Source organism: Prochlorococcus marinus CUG1415, from assembly GCF_017696015.1.
GTDB classification, from domain to species: domain Bacteria; phylum Cyanobacteriota; class Cyanobacteriia; order PCC-6307; family Cyanobiaceae; genus Prochlorococcus_A; species Prochlorococcus_A marinus_AE.
Genome location: NZ_JAAORL010000001.1, coordinates 204,354 through 220,663, shown reverse-complemented (window position 1 = coordinate 220,663; position 16,310 = coordinate 204,354). Strand labels below are relative to the sequence as shown.

17 protein-coding genes are annotated in these 16,310 nt (G+C 33.5%); 13 read left to right on the top strand and 4 right to left on the bottom strand.

The features are described 5' to 3' along the window. Positions 1 to 11: 11 nt before the first annotated feature. Entirely contained in the window at positions 12 to 398 is a 387-nt protein-coding gene (locus HA143_RS01190; RefSeq protein WP_209082849.1) for a VOC family protein, read from the bottom strand. A 62-nt stretch (positions 399 to 460) separates the two neighbouring features. Further along, complete coding sequence (gene hemB, locus HA143_RS01185) at positions 461 to 1,462, bottom strand: porphobilinogen synthase (protein ID WP_209082848.1); 1,002 nt, start codon at positions 1,460 to 1,462, stop codon at positions 461 to 463. A gap of 224 nt (positions 1,463 to 1,686) precedes the next feature. On the opposite strand from hemB, the gene HA143_RS01180 reads away from it, so the two are divergent. The 3 genes from HA143_RS01180 to HA143_RS01170 are packed head-to-tail and all read left to right on the top strand — an operon-like array spanning position 1,687 to position 4,625. Next, entirely contained in the window at positions 1,687 to 3,336 is a 1,650-nt protein-coding gene (locus HA143_RS01180; RefSeq protein ID WP_209082847.1) for a SulP family inorganic anion transporter, read from the top strand. Between the two features lie 6 nt (positions 3,337 to 3,342). Beyond that, on the top strand, positions 3,343 to 4,341 hold the full coding sequence (locus HA143_RS01175; protein ID WP_209082846.1) for a sodium-dependent bicarbonate transport family permease: 999 nt from the start codon (positions 3,343 to 3,345) through the stop codon (positions 4,339 to 4,341). 2 nt (positions 4,342 to 4,343) lie between these two features. After that, positions 4,344 to 4,625, top strand: a complete 282-nt coding sequence (locus HA143_RS01170; protein ID WP_162512799.1) for a P-II family nitrogen regulator — start codon at positions 4,344 to 4,346, stop codon at positions 4,623 to 4,625. Positions 4,626 to 4,648: 23 nt separating this feature from the next. Here HA143_RS01170 and HA143_RS01165 read toward each other — a convergent pair whose 3' ends face one another. After that, the gene (locus HA143_RS01165) at positions 4,649 to 5,605 is read right to left on the bottom strand and encodes an NAD(P)/FAD-dependent oxidoreductase (RefSeq protein WP_209082845.1); all 957 of its coding nucleotides are present in this window, start codon (positions 5,603 to 5,605) and stop codon (positions 4,649 to 4,651) included. A gap of 252 nt (positions 5,606 to 5,857) precedes the next feature. Here HA143_RS01165 and HA143_RS01160 point away from each other — a divergent pair, with 252 nt between their 5' ends. Together HA143_RS01160 and HA143_RS01155 are read left to right on the top strand one after the other, a co-directional pair. After that, a complete protein-coding gene (locus HA143_RS01160; protein WP_209082844.1) occupies positions 5,858 to 6,175 on the top strand; it encodes a hypothetical protein in 318 nt (105 codons plus the stop codon). Further along, a complete protein-coding gene (locus HA143_RS01155) occupies positions 6,172 to 7,839 on the top strand; it encodes an ABC1 kinase family protein (RefSeq protein WP_209082843.1) in 1,668 nt (555 codons plus the stop codon). Before HA143_RS01160 ends, HA143_RS01155 begins: the two co-directional genes overlap by 4 nt. A gap of 5 nt (positions 7,840 to 7,844) precedes the next feature. Here HA143_RS01155 and eno read toward each other — a convergent pair whose 3' ends face one another. Then, complete coding sequence (gene eno, locus HA143_RS01150) at positions 7,845 to 9,137, bottom strand: phosphopyruvate hydratase (protein ID WP_209082842.1); 1,293 nt, start codon at positions 9,135 to 9,137, stop codon at positions 7,845 to 7,847. Positions 9,138 to 9,400: 263 nt separating this feature from the next. Between eno and HA143_RS01145 the strand changes: the two genes are divergently transcribed. The 8 genes from HA143_RS01145 to HA143_RS01110 all read left to right on the top strand — a co-directional run bounded on the left by HA143_RS01145 (position 9,401) and on the right by HA143_RS01110 (position 16,305). Beyond that, complete coding sequence (locus HA143_RS01145) at positions 9,401 to 12,157, top strand: ATP-dependent Clp protease ATP-binding subunit (RefSeq protein ID WP_209082841.1); 2,757 nt, start codon at positions 9,401 to 9,403, stop codon at positions 12,155 to 12,157. 59 nt (positions 12,158 to 12,216) lie between these two features. Beyond that, a complete protein-coding gene (gene secE / locus HA143_RS01140) occupies positions 12,217 to 12,459 on the top strand; it encodes a preprotein translocase subunit SecE (RefSeq protein WP_209082840.1) in 243 nt (80 codons plus the stop codon). A gap of 56 nt (positions 12,460 to 12,515) precedes the next feature. Beyond that, positions 12,516 to 13,127 carry a transcription termination/antitermination protein NusG gene (nusG, locus tag HA143_RS01135; protein WP_209082839.1) on the top strand — a complete coding sequence of 204 codons (612 nt, stop codon included), beginning with the start codon at positions 12,516 to 12,518 and terminating at the stop codon, positions 13,125 to 13,127. A 67-nt stretch (positions 13,128 to 13,194) separates the two neighbouring features. Then, a complete protein-coding gene (gene rplK / locus HA143_RS01130) occupies positions 13,195 to 13,620 on the top strand; it encodes a 50S ribosomal protein L11 (RefSeq protein ID WP_002805232.1) in 426 nt (141 codons plus the stop codon). Positions 13,621 to 13,686: 66 nt separating this feature from the next. Then, positions 13,687 to 14,394 carry a 50S ribosomal protein L1 gene (rplA, locus tag HA143_RS01125; protein ID WP_209082838.1) on the top strand — a complete coding sequence of 236 codons (708 nt, stop codon included), beginning with the start codon at positions 13,687 to 13,689 and terminating at the stop codon, positions 14,392 to 14,394. 192 nt (positions 14,395 to 14,586) lie between these two features. Beyond that, positions 14,587 to 15,114, top strand: coding sequence for a 50S ribosomal protein L10 (gene rplJ / locus HA143_RS01120; protein ID WP_209084379.1), 528 nt, complete (start codon positions 14,587 to 14,589; stop codon positions 15,112 to 15,114). A gap of 28 nt (positions 15,115 to 15,142) precedes the next feature. Continuing rightward, positions 15,143 to 15,538, top strand: coding sequence for a 50S ribosomal protein L7/L12 (gene rplL / locus HA143_RS01115; RefSeq protein ID WP_209082837.1), 396 nt, complete (start codon positions 15,143 to 15,145; stop codon positions 15,536 to 15,538). A 47-nt stretch (positions 15,539 to 15,585) separates the two neighbouring features. Then, positions 15,586 to 16,305, top strand: a complete 720-nt coding sequence (locus tag HA143_RS01110; protein WP_209082836.1) for a ribonuclease H family protein — start codon at positions 15,586 to 15,588, stop codon at positions 16,303 to 16,305. Positions 16,306 to 16,310: the final 5 nt, after the last annotated feature.

Genomic DNA, 16,310 nt, shown 5'->3' with positions numbered 1-16,310 from the left:
AAAAAAAAGAATCAAACATTCGATTGAATTCCTTCAGGAGGAACATAAAGCATCTCGAGCCAGTTTCCTTCAGTATCTTTCATATAAAAAGATGCTGTCCCATCTCTATGTTCATGTAAAGGACCAACTTTTACACCAGAATTTTTTAAATTATTTTGAATGTTTACTACTTCTTGTTTATTTTCAAAATGAAATGCAAAGTGCGGTCCTGCAGCTTTATAGCTAGGGCCTAACAACGCAAGTCCATCTTTACCTTTACCAGCTTCCAAATAAGACCAATCTTTATCATCCCAAACCAAATTCATACCCAATTTAATATAAAAAGATTTGGCCCTTTCGAGATTCTCTACTCTAAGTGCGATGTGACCAATCCTATTAACTCCTTGTGAAAACTTCAAAACAAAGCGATGAATTTAATATTAATCTAAGAATAAACCAAATTTTTGTTAATAATGAGTTTTTAAGTATCCTGCAACCATTGAGATGCATCACAAGCATGATAAGTGAGTATTAATTTTGCTCCTGCTCTTTTAAAACTAAGTAAAGTTTCTAAAACAATATCTTTTTCATTAATCCAGTTTTTCATAGCAGCAGACTTTACCATCGAATACTCCCCGCTAACGTTGTATGCAGCTATGGGCTTATTTGAAAAAGTGCTTAGTCTATAAACAATATCCAAATATGAAATTCCTGGTTTTACCATCAAAATATCAGCTCCTTCATACTGATCCAATGCAGATTCAATTAAAGCCTCTTTTGCATTGGCAGGGTCCATTTGATATGTAGACTTATTCTCTGGAATTATTTTCTTACTATTTTCTCTTGGAGCTGAATCTAAAGCAGTTCTAAACGGACCATAATAAGCAGATGAATATTTTGCTGTATAACTAATAATACCTACATCACTAAATCCTTTGCTATCAAGAGCATTCCTAATTGCTCCAACTCTCCCATCCATCATGTCACTAGGGCCAATAAAATCTGCTCCGGCTCTAGCTTGTGTTATAGCTTGTTTTTTTAAAATTTCAATTGTTTCATCATTCAATATTTTTCCAGTTTCATCAACTAATCCATCATGTCCATCGCACGAGTATGGGTCTAAGGCAACATCTGTCATTATTGCCATTTCTGGAATCTCTTTTTTTAATATTCGAATAGCTTTAGGAATTAAACCGTCTTCGTTAAAACACTCTGCTCCATCTTCAGTTTTTAAGCTATCGTTTATTTTTGGGAAAAGAACAATACATCTTATTCCCAATTCCCAGGCCCTAGTGACCTCCTTTATTAAGCCATTCATATCCCATCTAAAAGTTCCTGGCATTGCAGAAATTTCTTCTTTAAAATCTTTTTCATGAATAAATAATGGATATATAAAATCCGAAGGCATTAAATGGTTTTCCCTTACCATCTCTCTAATTGCCTCAGTCCTTCTTAATCTTCTTGGACGAATAATCGAATTCATTTGAATATTATTTAAGTTGAAAAATATTTATCTAATACATTAATCGCTTACATCGCATATAAATCAATCAGAGTCTCATTTTGTTCAGGAAAATTAACTTAATTACTTTTAACAGACAATGGAAAAAGTTACAAAAATTTTCTTTAGAAACTTAATTTTTTACAAATTTACTACATAAAGAGATAAAATCTTTGAGTTAATGCATTTATTTAAGGAGAGTATCTTTGAAAATAATTAATGGATTTCATCTAAACAATATTAGAGGCGATATTCTTGGAGGAATCACCGCGGCAGTTGTAGCTTTGCCACTTGCTCTTGCTTTTGGTAATGCTGCTTTAGGCCCTGGTGGGGCAATTTATGGACTATATGGGGCAGTTGTAGTTGGTTTTTTAGCAGCTTTATTTGGCGGAACGCCTGCTCAAGTTAGTGGACCTACCGGTCCCATGAGTGTGACTGTTGCCGGTGTAGTAGCAGGTTTAGCAGCAGTTGGAGTTCCTAGAGATCTTTCTGCAGGGCAAATTTTACCTTTAGTTATGGCAGCAGTAGTCATTGGCGGCTTACTGCAAATACTATTCGGAATTCTAAAACTAGGTAAATACATTACTTTAGTTCCATATTCAGTTGTCTCAGGATTTATGTCTGGTATTGGGGTAATCATAATTGCGCTTCAAATTGGACCATTATTAGGCATAAGCACCAGAGGAGGTGTAGTCGACTCTTTAACTACTGTTTTTTCAAATTTCGAACCTAATCTTGCTGCCATTGGAGTAGCAATAATGACATTAGGAATAGTATTTTTAACACCTAGAACAATCACTCAGTGGGTTCCTTCTCCACTTTTAGCCTTATTAATAGTAACTCCAATATCAATGTTTTTTGGTGGATCAATAGACAGAATTGGAGAAATTCCTAGAGGAGTTCCATCTTTAGATTTCCCAAGTTTCAACCAGTATTTTCCTATTATTTTCAAGGCAGGTCTTGTATTAGCAGTACTTGGAGCAATTGATTCTTTACTTACATCCTTAGTAGCAGATAATATTTCTCAAACAAAGCATAATTCTGATAGAGAGTTAATTGGGCAGGGGATAGGAAATGCTGTGGCAGGTCTTTTTTCAGGATTACCTGGAGCAGGTGCAACAATGAGAACTGTTATAAATGTCAAATCGGGTGGCTCCACTCCTTTATCTGGAATGGTTCACTCAATAGTTTTGTTAATAGTATTAGTTGGTGCAGGACCATTAGCAGAAAAAATACCTACAGCACTTTTAGCAGGTATCCTTATCAAAGTTGGATTAGATATTATTGACTGGGGATTCTTGCTAAGGGCCCATAAATTATCTCTAAAAACTTCAGTTGTTATGTATGGTGTACTCCTAATGACTGTTTTTTGGGATTTAATATGGGCAGTATTAGTTGGAGTATTTATTGCAAACATGCTCACTATTGATTCAATTACTGAAACTCAACTAGAAGGTATGGAAGAGGATAATCCTTCATTAACAGGTAATAATCAAGGTCAAAATACATTACCCGCGGATGAAAAAGCTCTACTGGATAGATGTTCTGGAGAAGTAATGCTATTTAGACTCAAAGGGCCACTTAGTTTTGGTGCAGCAAAAGGCATCTCTGACAGGATGAATCTTGTAAGAAATTACAAAATTCTGATATTAGACATAACTGATGTACCGAGACTTGGGGTAACAGCAACTCTTGCAATAGAGGATATGATGCAAGAAGCAAAAAATAACTCTAGAAAAGCATTTGTTGCTGGGGCTAATGAAAAAGTAAAGGAAAGATTAGCTAAGTTTGGAGTTGAAGGCATCATTGAAACTAGAAAAGAAGCGTTAGAAACTGCTCTCAATGAAATCGCTTAGTAATTTATGGAAATAAATCCAATTCTGCAAAATGTATTAGCACCCCCAGTTCTTTTCTTTTTGATTGGAGCAATATCAGTACTCTTTAAATCTGATTTAGAAATACCAGCTCCATTACCAAAACTCTTTTCCTTATATCTACTATTAGCTATTGGTTTTAAAGGAGGTATAGAGATACAGAAAAGTGGGTTTACTGATCAAGTATTGCCGACCTTAAGTGCTGCAATACTAATGTCACTAGTAATCCCGCTAATTGGATTTTTAATTCTAAGATTTAAGTTTGATGTCTTTAATTCAGCAGCAATAGCAGCAGCATACGGTTCAATTAGTGCTGTTACATTTATTTCAGCCGAAAGTTTTTTAGAAAGTCAAAAAATAGCTTTTGATGGGTTTATGGTTGGCGCCTTAGCTTTAATGGAATCTCCTGCAATAATTGTTGGATTATTACTAGTAAAATTTGCAGCTCCCAAAAATAGACCAAAATCAAGAAAAATGCATCTAAGCGCAATATTACATGAATCATTTTTGAATGGATCAGTATATTTATTACTTTCAAGCTTAATTGTGGGATTTCTGACTGCTTCCAGTAATCCCTCAGGGATTGCAAAAATGGAGCCATTCACTGGACAATTATTCTATGGAGCAGAATGCTTCTTCTTGTTAGATATGGGAATAGTCGCTGCGCAAAGATTGCCGAGGCTGAAAAGTGCAGGTTCGTTTTTGATTGGGTTTGCAATTTTCATGCCTCTATTTAATGCATTTATAGGTGTTTTCGTTGCAAGATTTTTATCTTTAGAACCTGGCAACGCACTTTTATTTGTGGTTTTATGTGCAAGCGCCTCATATTTAGCAGTCCCTGCAGCTATGAGAATGACAGTTCCAGAAGCTAAATCTAGTTATTATATTTCAACAACACTAGGTCTAACTTTTCCATTTAATATAGTTCTTGGCATTCCCATATATATGAGTTTAGTAAATACCATTATCCCACTTTCCCCTTTATAAAAATGAAAAGATTGGATTTAATATTTAGTGAAAGAGAACTAGATGCAATCATTAAAACATTAGAAAAAGCTAATGTTCCTGGATATACAGTTATGAAACACGCCACAGGCAGGGGGCCTGAAAGAGTTGTTACTGAAGATATGGAATTTACAGGATTAGGAGCAAATGCTCATGTAATTGTTTTTTGTGAGCAAGAATTAATAGATAAAATTAGAGATAACATTAGGGATGATTTAAGCTATTACGGAGGAGTAGCTTATATTTCTGAAGCAACACCCCTCTAAGTCAAAGAAGTTATATTTAGTTTCTAAGAATGAATCCAATCTACTCTTATATTTTTTCTACTATTTAAGTATCTATCAATTGACATTGCTGCAATACATCCATCAGAAGCTGCAACAACTGCTTGTTTAAATGGTGTATTTCTTATATCTCCAATAGCCCATACTCCATCTGAATTTGTGGACATGAAATCATCCACAATCACCCCTCCATCTTCTTTTAAGGCAATCTGATCTCCTAAGAAATCAGTAATTGGCTTTGAACCACTCATATAAACGAAAACTCCATCTAAATTAAGATTAATAGGATTTTCTTCCTGTTTATTTTTTACAATTACACCATTCACTCCCATATCATCTCCCAAAATTTCCAATAATCTTGTTCTACTCCAATGTTTAATATTTGCATTATCCATCAATTCCATAGCCTCCTCATTTTCTGGCTTTGGATCACTTGATGTAATCCAATGCACAGTTGAAGCAAATTTAGTGAGCACAGTTGCTTCTTCAATTGCCTCCTTGTTCACTCCTACAACAGCAACTTCTCTATTTTTATAAAAAGCTCCATCACAAGTAGCACAATAACTTACTCCTTTGCCAAGAAAATCAGCTTCGCCCTTAAATGATGCAGGTCTGCCCATCGCTCCACTTGCAAGAACAAGTGCTTTAGCCTTAAAGGTGCCCTCAGGTGTATAAATCATTTTCCATTCTCCACTAGCATCTATCCCAAACACTTGTGCTCTTCTATAGTCCGTACCATACTGGATAGCCTGTTCTCTCATTAAAGTGAGTAATTTCTCCCCACTTATATCAACAGGAACACCTGGATAATTAGCTATCTGATGAGTTATTGCTAAGGCACCAACAGATGGATTTTTATCTAAAATTACTGTCTTTAAGTTTGAACGAGATGTATATAGTGCACAAGTGCATCCAGCTGGACCTCCTCCGATAATAACTACATCTGACTCAATGATTTCCAATGTAATAAAACTCCTTATAATAGTTAATTAGATGAGTTTCTGGTTAGAAGATATATTAAATGTTAATACCTAACCTGCTTATAGATATAACTTATAAGAAAAAAAAGAAAAAAACATAATATAGAAACAAACTTACATAGGAAAACTTAAAAATTTAATTATCAAAGATTTCAGTTATCTGAATTGTTCTATATTGATTTATTATTAGAACACGTTGAATCAATTAATTGCTAAAGAAACATTATATTTTTCATGACGAACTCTGATTACCTTTTAAAAGCTGCTATAAAAAAAATAACCGAAAAATTCAACGAGATATTGGTTGAAAAAATTGAAGAAGCAACAAATATTGCACAGGATGCTCCAGAAATACTCAAAAAAGAATTTGACAGCTTGAAAGAATCCATTATAGAAGAAGCCTCAAGGATGGAAAAAGAAGAGAATGTTAAAGAAAATAAACCTACAAATACTTATCAAAATTCTAAAATAAATAAAGCTTTTAATGAAATTGAAGCTATTAATAAACAAATTGAACTATTTAATAAAAAAATGAATAATCCAATTAAATGACTTATCACATTCTTCATTATCATTTCAAAAAATTGAAGAGGGTCTTTCTTATTTGGATAACTCTTATTTCGCTTGTAATAAATTTGTGGATAGATCATATTAGGTTTAAAATTTTCCAAACCAAGGGCAATAAAAAAAGTAAGGTCCAAACTAAACGAGCTAGGTGGTTTACTAATCAATTAATTAGGCTTGGTTCTGCATTCATTAAAATTGGACAATTATTATCTGCGAGACCGGATTTGATTCCTAACAACTGGATTCAGGAATTATCTAAATTACAGGATCAAGTTCCTAATTTTTCATTTGATCAAGTTGAAGAAACTATTAGAGAAGAACTAGGATCAAAGTTTGATGACATAGATCAAATAATATGTGATCCGATTGGATCAGCATCACTGGCTCAAGTTCATAGGGCAACGTTAAAAAATGGCAAAAAAGTAGTATTTAAAGTTCAAAGGCCTAACTTAAAAGAATTATTTATTATCGATTTGGGTATAATGCAACAAATAGCAGGTGTATTGCAGAAAAATAAGAATTGGAGCAGAGGTAGAAACTGGGTTGAGATTGCTAAAGAGTGTCGGAAAGTTCTTATGAAGGAGCTTGATTTTAATTGTGAAGCACAATATGCAGCAAGATTTAGACAGCAATTCCTTGATGATAAAAATGTTGAAATTCCAGAAGTAATTTGGGATATGAGTAGTGAAAAATTGCTTTGTTTAAGTTATCTAGAAGGAACAAAAATAAGCGATATAGAAAAATTACAATCCCAAAAAATTGATCTGCCAAAAATTGCAGAAATAGGTGCAATAAGCTATCTCAAACAATTAGTGAATTATGGTTTTTTTCATGCAGATCCTCATCCAGGTAATTTAGCTGTTTCAAATACAGGTAAATTAATTTTTTATGATTTTGGCATGATGGGAAATATCTCAAATAACCTTCAAACAAGATTAGGGGCAATGGTTAAGGCGGCTGCATTAAGAGACGCCTCATCACTCGTAGAGCAATTACAACAAGCTGGTCTAATTTCAAAAGATATTGATATCGGACCAATCAGAAGATTAGTCAGATTAATGCTTAAAGAGGCCTTAACTCCACCATTTAGTCCAAATATAATTGAAAAATTATCTGGAGACTTATACGAGCTTGTTTATGAAACACCATTTCAGCTGCCAGTAGATTTAATATTTGTAATGAGAGCTTTGTCAACTTTTGAAGGAGTTGGCAGAATGCTTGACCCAGGGTTTAATCTTGTATCAGTTACCAAGCCTTATTTAATAGAACTTATGACTTCTAATAATCCAACTCCTAACGATTTAATTAACCAATTTGGAAAGCAAGTAGGTGAACTAGGATCCAAAGCTGTAGGAATTCCCAAAAGAATAGATGAAAGTTTAGAAAGATTAGAGCAGGGCGATTTACAATTACAAATTCGAATGGGAGAGTCTGATAGACAATTTAAAAAAATGTTTACTGCGCAAAAAACATTAGGCCATTCAATTCTTATAGGAAGCTTATCAATTGCCTCTGCTTTACTTGTAACTAATAAACAAAATAATTTTGCATTACTACCATTATTTTTTGCACTACCCATAAGTATTGATTGGATAAAATGCCAATTAAGTATGAGTAAAGGCTCACGTTTAGAAAAACTTAAGCGCTAGAAAAATTATATATTTTTGGGACCCAAACCTAAAGCACCAGCAAATTTTGCTTGATTGCCCAACTCCTCTTCAATTTTTAAAAGCCTATTATATTTTGCAATCCTTTCACTTCTACTCAAAGAACCTGTCTTGATCTGACCAGATCTTGTAGCGACAGATAAATCAGCAATTGTTGTATCTTCAGTCTCACCACTTCTATGACTTATAACACTTGTGAAACCTGAGGTTTTAGCTAAATCAATAGCTTCCAAAGTTTCAGTTAATGTTCCAATTTGATTTACCTTTATTAGGATTGAATTAGCAGATTTCCCCATAATCCCTTTCCTTAACCTTTCTGTATTAGTAACGAATAAATCATCACCTACAAGCTGAACTTTATTTCCTAGTTCTTTGTTTAATTCTGACCAACCCTCCCAATCATCTTCTGCTAAACCGTCTTCTATTGAAACTATTGGATAATTAGAAACTAATCTTGAAAGATATGAAATCATTTCAGAACTATTCAAACTTTTTCCTTCATATTGATAAATACCATTGTTATAAAATTCAGTACTAGCAACATCTAAAGCTAAAGAAACTTGCTCACCAGGAATAAATCCAGCTTTTTGAATAGCTTCTAACAGTAAGTCTCCCGCTTCTTCGCTCGATGATAAATCAGGTGCGAATCCGCCCTCATCACCTACAGCAGTAGATAGACATTTTTTATCCAGTAATGATTTTAATGAGTGAAAAATTTCAGTACCCATTCTTAGTGATTCACTGAAATTTTGAACTCCATGTGGTACAACCATAAATTCCTGAAAATCAAGACTATTTGGTGCATGAGCACCTCCATTGATTACATTCATCAAGGGGACTGGAAGAAGATTGGATAAAGGATCGCCAAGATACCTATACAAGGGTATATCTAAAGCATTTGCAGACGCTCTAGCAGTTGCAAGGCTTACTGCGAGGATTGAATTTGCCCCAAGGTTGGACTTATTAGGAGTTCCATCAATTTCAATCATTAAGTTATCTACCGCAGTCTGATCTAAAGCTGATAAACCACATAAAGCAGGCGATATTGTTTCATGAATTTTATTAACAGCATTTAAGACACCTTTGCCCATATATTTTGAACCGCCATCTCTTAATTCATGTGCCTCATGAGCACCAGTACTAGCTCCGCTAGGAACAATTGCTCTACCACTTGCCCCACATTCCAAAAATACTTCTGCCTCTACAGTCGGATTGCCTCTTGAATCAAGGACTTGCCTCGCTTCAATAGTGTCAATAAGAAAATCAATAGTTTCTTTCACAATTTAATTATTACTATTTAAATCCTATTAATAGCTGAACTATTTGGCTAATATCTGAAATATATATTTTAACCAAATCTAATTTCTTGATTTCAGAACAACTTAGAAATAAATTTAGGCTTTTTAAAATTCCAAACACTGCATAATGCCTTAAATAAGCATATTTTTCAATTTCATCTTACAAATTGAAAATTATTGGATGATTATTAATACAGATCTTACTTAGAATATCAAATAATAATCAACTATAGTTTTTATAGTTTATGACAGAAACCCTTACATCAAGTCCTGAACTTTTTAGCGATATAAGTTGGAATCTTCTTCTATTAGGGGAAGAAACTGCCAAAAAATGGGATCATAGCGAATTTAATATTGAACACATAATTCATACATTGTTTGCATCAAGTGAATTCTTTGCTTTCATTGAAAAATTATCAATAGATCAAGATACAGTTTTAGATATAACAGAAGACTTTTTAGAAGAGACCCCAACAAATGAATCAGATATTTTTACTATCGGAGAAGATCTAGAAATTTTATTAGATAATGCAAATCAGATAAAAATTCAATGGGGATCAAGATTCATAGAAATCCCACATTTACTAATTGCTCTTGGTAGAGATTTAAGAATTGGTAATTATGTTTTTCAAGAAGGTAATCTTTCAATTGAAAAATTAGAGGAAGAATTAAAGTTTTTCCCAAATATTAATCAATCGAAAGCTTCTTTTGAGTATAAGAATCTAATGGAGATAAATAATCAATCTAATTTTGACGGAAACAAAGAGACTTTACTCAAAGAAGAAAAATTAGAAAAAGCTATTGTTCCATTACCTAAAAGTGCACTTCAAATAGAAACCAACAAACAAATTGAAAAAGATGAAAATGCTCTTTCACTTTATGGAAAAGATTTAACAGAATCAGCTAAAAAAGGTTTACTTGATCCTGTTATAGGAAGAGAAAATGAGATCAATAATTTAATGAGGGTACTCTGCAGAAGAAATAAAAATAATCCCATCCTTATCGGCAATCCTGGAGTGGGTAAAACCTCAATTGCGAAATTACTTGCGCAATTAATTATAGAAAAAAAAGTTCCTGATTCTTTAAAAGACTTAAAAATTATTTCACTTGACATAGGTGCATTAGTTTCTGGGACAAAATTCAGAGGCCAACTAGAGGAACGACTAAGCTTAATCCTTCAGGAATTAAACGATCCAACCCAAGGAATGATTTTATTTATTGATGAAATCCACTCTATATTGAGTTTTGACAGATCTACTGCCGATATTATTAATATCTTAAAACCTTTATTAGCTGAAGGAGAACTTAGATGTATTGGTACAACAACACCTGAAAAATTTCGTGAAACTATTGAAAAAGATCAGACATTGAATAATTGCTTTCAAAAGATAGCTGTTAATGAACCTTCAGTAGAATTGAGTGCAAAAATACTGCAAGGCATCAAAAAGAAATATGAATTACACCATGGCATAAGAATTTCTGAAGACGCTGTGAATTATTCTGCAAAATTGGCCGACAGATATATCAGTGATAAATGTCTTCCTGATAAAGCAATAGATTTAATTGATGAAGCAGCTGCACAATTAAAAATCGAATCTAATAAAAAGCCTCCAATAATTATCCAACAAGAAAACAAAATATATAAGATTGACGAAAAACTGAATAATTTGCTAGATGAAAATATAGAAGAGAACGAAAAACTATTGAATATTAGGAATCAATCAGAGGCAAAATTGAATATTCTTACCAACAATTGGAATAATTTGCGCGAAGAAATGGAACAATTATCTATTTTGATGAAAGAAGAAGATAAGCTAACAAAAAAAATTCAAGATGAATCAAGTCGCGAGATTGTAAATGATGGGAATTTTTTAGAAAAGCTTGAAAAAGATTTAAGTGAAATAGAGAATGAAATACAAGAAATTGAAGGAAACTTTAATAAAATAAAGAAAAATAGAACTTTCCCTTTTAAATATCAAGTTGAACCTGATGATATTGCTGATGTTATTTCAAAAATTACAGGTATTCCAATTTCTAAAGTAGTTTCAAATGAACGAAAGAAATTAGTTAATTTAGAAACAGAATTAAGTGAAAAAGTTATTGGACAAGAAAAAGCTATAGAAGCTGTTTCTTCTGCAATTAGAAGAGCTCGCGTTGGCATGAAAAGTCCAAAAAGACCTATTGGGTCTTTTTTATTTATGGGTCCTACAGGTGTTGGCAAAACAGAATTAGCAAAATCTCTTGCTTCAGCTTTATTTGATGAAGAAGAAGCACTCTTAAGATTAGACATGAGTGAATATATGGAAAAAAATGCAGTCGCCAGACTTTTGGGAGCCCCTCCAGGTTATGTTGGTTATGAAGAGGGAGGACAATTAACTGAAGCTGTAAGACGTAAACCCTATTCAGTAATACTTCTTGATGAGATAGAAAAAGCACATGTAGAAGTTTTTAATATCCTTTTACAAGTATTAGATGAAGGAAGATTAACGGACTCTCAAGGAAGAACCGTGGACTTCAAAAATACCGTAATCATTATGACAAGTAACCTAGCTGGGAAACTCATACTGGAGTATTCACAAAAGATTGCTAAAAGTGAGGAGAAGTTAGAAAAAGATCAACAATCTCTAGAAAATTCTATTAATGATACATTGTCTTCAATCTTTAGACCGGAATTTTTAAATAGAATTGACGAAGTAGTAAAGTTTGATCCATTATCTATTGATGAACTTCAAAAAATAATTATTCTACAAACAGAAGATTTAAAAAACCTTCTTCTTGAACAGAAAATAAATATAGCTATAGACAAAAAAGTTATCAATAAAATTGCAAAAGATTCTTACGAACCTGAATATGGTGCTAGGCCACTTAGCAGGGAACTTAGAAGACAAATAGAAAATCCCTTAGCTGCAAAACTGTTAGAGGATAACTTTAAAAACAAAAAAAATATAACAATTAAACTTAACCCCGCTAAAAAGGATGAGATTCTTTTCAGACCTAACTGATGAGTATATCAATAAGCTAAAATAAAAATAAAGCGTAAAGCTTCATTCCAAAAAATCTTGTGACAAGTCCTACTACTAATCAAGAACCTCTTAAAAAAGATTCCCCTCAAATTGAAGCACCTAAAAACAAGAATAATTTTTTAAGATCTACCTACGATGAGCTTAAACTTGTCGTGTGGCCAAACAAACAACAACTTTTTAGTGAATCGGTTGCGGTTATAATTATGGTATCCTTCTCTGCTGCAGCCATAGCATCTGTCAGCAGATTCTATGGATGGGCAGCCTCGCAAATTTTTGGTTGAATTATCCCTGAATATCAATTTCAACAAAGATCTTAATTAAGTTTCCAGAAAAAAAAATGAGTAATGAATTGACTACAAACATTGCTTCTTCAAAAGCAAATACAAGCATAGCTAGATGGTATGCAGTGCAAGTAGCATCAAGCTGTGAAAAAAAAGTAAAAGCGACGCTTGAGCAGAGATCAGTAACTTTAGGAGTTAATAATCGAATCATTGAAATTGAAATTCCCCAAACTCCTGGAATTAAATTAAAAAAAGATGGAAGTAGACAAACTACTGAAGAAAAAGTGTTTCCAGGTTATGTCCTCGTAAGAATGATTTTGGATGAAGATACAATGATGGCTGTAAAAAGCACTCCAAATGTAATTAACTTTGTTGGTGCTGAAGACGGTAGAGGTAGCGGAAGATCACGAGGTCATATCAAACCTCGACCATTATCCAGACAAGAAGTTAATAGAATCTTTAAGCGCGCATCAGAGAAAAAAGCTGTAATAAAGTTAGATATTGAAGAAAAAGATAGAATCATAGTAACTAGTGGTCCATTTAAGGACTTCCAGGGAGAAGTGATAGAAGTTTCTGGGGAAAGAAATAAATTAAAAGCATTACTTTCAATATTTGGGCGCGAGACTCCTGTAGAATTAGAATTCTCTCAAATCAATAAACAAAATTAATTTCTAATTGTTCTTGTTTATCGAGTAAAATCATGATTTTCTACCTCAGCTTAAATTATCTAATCTAATGGCAAAAAAAATTGTTGCAGTTATTAAGCTTGCTCTACAAGCAGGCAAAGCAAATCCTGCTCCTCCTGTAGGTCCCGCTTTAGGACAACATGGTGTAAATATTATGGCATTTTGTAAAGAATACAATGCAAGGACACAAGATAAAGCAGGTTTTGTAATTCCAGTTGAGATTTCTGTTTTTGAAGATAGAAGCTTTACTTTTATCACAAAAACACCTCCTGCTTCTGTCTTAATAACAAAAGCAGCTGGTATAGAGAAAGGATCAGGTGAATCCGCAAAAGGCTCTGTTGGGAATATAAGTAAAGCTCAATTAGAAGAAATAGCCAAAACTAAGCTTCCTGATCTAAACTGTTCTAGTGTTGAATCAGCAATGAAAGTAATTGAGGGTACTGCTCGTAATATGGGCGTCTCTATTACTGACTGAGTTCAAGACAAAATTGCTCACTATTTAGGGGAGGTTAGTTAATAACCGTTTGCACCCAAAATTACTATGAAAAAACTATCAAAAAGAATGGCGGCTCTATCAACAAAGATAGAAGATCGCATTTACGCCCCACTCGAAGCTCTTAGTATTATCAAGGAAAATGCTAATGCGAAATTTGATGAAACTATTGAAGCCCATATACGTTTAGGGATTGATCCAAAATATACTGATCAACAATTAAGGACCACTGTTGCATTACCACATGGCACTGGTCAAAGCATCAAAATTGCAGTAATAACAAGCGGTGAGAATGTATCGAAAGCTAAGGCTGCTGGTGCAGATTTATTTGGAGAAGAAGATCTTGTGGAAAGCATCAACAAAGGGAATATGGAGTTCGATCTACTTATTGCAACTCCAGATATGATGCCAAAGGTTGCAAAATTAGGACGAGTTTTAGGACCTAGAGGTTTAATGCCTAATCCTAAAGCTGGGACAGTAACTAATGATATTGCTAATGCAATAAAAGAATTCAAAGCTGGTAAGCTCGAATTTAGAGCAGATAAAGCAGGTATCGTTCATGTCCGTTTTGGAAAAGCTAGTTTCACAAAAGAGGCTCTTTTTGACAACTTAAAAACCTTACAAGAAGCAATTGATAAAAATAAACCAAGTGGAGCCAAAGGAAAGTATTGGAAAACTTTTTATGTGACTTCAACTATGGGGCCTTCAGTTCAAGTTGACATAAATGCCGTTCAAGATTATCAACCTGAAGGTTAGCCCTTTGTAGTATAATTTAAAGTGCAATAATACGGCCAAAGAAAGTAGGTTTATTTAGTTATTCTAAATTTTTAATCCCTACCGAGGACTCGTCTTAATTATTTCTTTTTGGATCTAATAAAAGCGGCCTCTTTTAAAAAGGACTTTGCCGCATTTCCTGCTCTCCCTAAATTACGATCCAAAAAAACAACAATGGGCCGAACACTAGAGAATAAGCAACAAATCGTTACTGAGATTAAATCTTTATTAAACGATTCGGAAATGGCTGTAGTTCTTGACTATAAAGGTTTAACTATCAAAGAAATGTCAGATTTGCGATCTAGATTGCAAACAACTAAAGGCATTTGCAAAGTTACTAAAAATTCATTAATGCGTAAAGCTATTGATGGAGATAGTAATTGGAACGATCTTGAATCTTTACTGACTGGAACCAATGCTTTTGTCTTAATTAAAGAAGATGTTGGTGGTGCTGTAAAAGCGATCCAATCTTTTCAAAAAGACACCAAAAAATCCGAAACCAAAGGAGCTTTATTTGAAGGCAGACTTCTTAGCGATTCTGAAATAACAGAAATTGCAAGTCTTCCATCCAAAGAAGTATTGATGGCAAAAATTGCTGGCGCTCTAAATGGCGTAGCAACAAAAATTGCGATCTCTATCAATGAAGTGCCTTCTGGAATTGCTAGATCACTTAAACAACATTCTGAAAAATCAGAATCTTAAATTCAAACCCTAATTAACTTTTAAGAAAATGTCCGCAAAAACTGAAGAAATTCTTGAATCATTAAAATCTCTATCACTTTTAGAAGCATCTGAGCTTGTAAAGCAAATTGAAGAGGCTTTTGGTGTATCTGCTGCAGCTTCTGCAGGTGTCGTAATGGCAGCCCCAGGATCAGCTGGCGGTGATGGAGATGGTGGCGCTGCCGAAGAAAAAACTGAATTTGATGTAGTTCTAGAAAGCTTTGATGCAGCTGCAAAAATCAAAGTCCTTAAGGTTGTAAGAAATGCAACTGGTCTAGGGCTTGGCGATGCCAAAGCACTTGTTGAATCAGCACCAAAAACAGTCAAAGAAGGTATTGCCAAAGCAGATGCTGAATCTTTAAAGAAAGAGATTGAAGAAGCTGGCGGTAAAGTTACACTTAAGTAAGAGTTGATTTTTTCAAGCCGATAACCATAATATCGGCTTCAAAAATTATGAATAGTAATTGTATTGCAATTGAAGCTGCAACTGATGGAGCCTGCAGTGGTAATCCAGGTCCAGGTGGTTGGGGTGGTCTAATCATTTTTGAAGACAGCAGTGAATTAGAAATAGGTGGTTCCGAGCAAAATACAACTAATAATAGAATGGAACTAACTGCAGCTATAAAAACTCTTGAGAAATTAAAAACCTATAAATTAAAAGAGAACTTTAAATTAAGAACTGATAGTAAATATGTCATAGAAGGGTATACAAAATGGATTATTAATTGGAAGAGAAATGGATGGAAAACAAGCTCAGGAAAATCAGTTCAAAATCTTGATTTATGGCAAAAAATTGATCAATTAAGAATTAATGGCCTTGTAATGGAATATGTTAAAGGTCATAGTGGTGATAAACAAAATGATAGGGTTGATAAAATCGCAACCAACTATAGTAAAGGTATATCTTTAGTAGGTAACTTAAAAGAATCAGAATCTTCAGACGACTTTTTTGAAAAAAATGCACCTTCAGAAATTCAGGAATTATTTTCAAGGAATGAATTAATTCAAAAATTTGCCGAAAAAAAGTACTTCTTAACTTCATTAGAAATGAGTAACTTATTGGGTGAAGAAAACCACTTAAAGATAAAAAAATATTTACTTTTTGAATGGCGTAATTGGAGATTGATTCCTAAAGATAAAAAATATTGGATAATAGAAAAAAAGGAATCCTAATTTTT

Bases quoted from the DNA above. Each gene is read 5' to 3' on its own strand.
- HA143_RS01110 (WP_209082836.1), top strand. From the start codon at position 15,586: ATGAATAGTAATTGTATTGCAATTGAAGCTGCAACTGATGGAGCCTGC.
- rplK (WP_002805232.1), top strand. From the start codon at position 13,195: ATGGCAAAAAAAATTGTTGCAGTTATTAAGCTTGCTCTACAAGCAGGC.
- HA143_RS01175 (WP_209082846.1), top strand. From the start codon at position 3,343: ATGGAAATAAATCCAATTCTGCAAAATGTATTAGCACCCCCAGTTCTT.
- rplJ (WP_209084379.1), top strand. From the start codon at position 14,587: ATGGGCCGAACACTAGAGAATAAGCAACAAATCGTTACTGAGATTAAA.
- HA143_RS01145 (WP_209082841.1), top strand. From the start codon at position 9,401: ATGACAGAAACCCTTACATCAAGTCCTGAACTTTTTAGCGATATAAGT.
- nusG (WP_209082839.1), top strand. From the start codon at position 12,516: ATGAGTAATGAATTGACTACAAACATTGCTTCTTCAAAAGCAAATACA.
- HA143_RS01155 (WP_209082843.1), top strand. From the start codon at position 6,172: ATGACTTATCACATTCTTCATTATCATTTCAAAAAATTGAAGAGGGTC.
- rplA (WP_209082838.1), top strand. From the start codon at position 13,687: ATGAAAAAACTATCAAAAAGAATGGCGGCTCTATCAACAAAGATAGAA.
- hemB (WP_209082848.1), bottom strand. From the start codon at position 1,462: ATGAATTCGATTATTCGTCCAAGAAGATTAAGAAGGACTGAGGCAATT.
- HA143_RS01170 (WP_162512799.1), top strand. From the start codon at position 4,344: ATGAAAAGATTGGATTTAATATTTAGTGAAAGAGAACTAGATGCAATC.
- rplL (WP_209082837.1), top strand. From the start codon at position 15,143: ATGTCCGCAAAAACTGAAGAAATTCTTGAATCATTAAAATCTCTATCA.
- HA143_RS01160 (WP_209082844.1), top strand. From the start codon at position 5,858: ATGACGAACTCTGATTACCTTTTAAAAGCTGCTATAAAAAAAATAACC.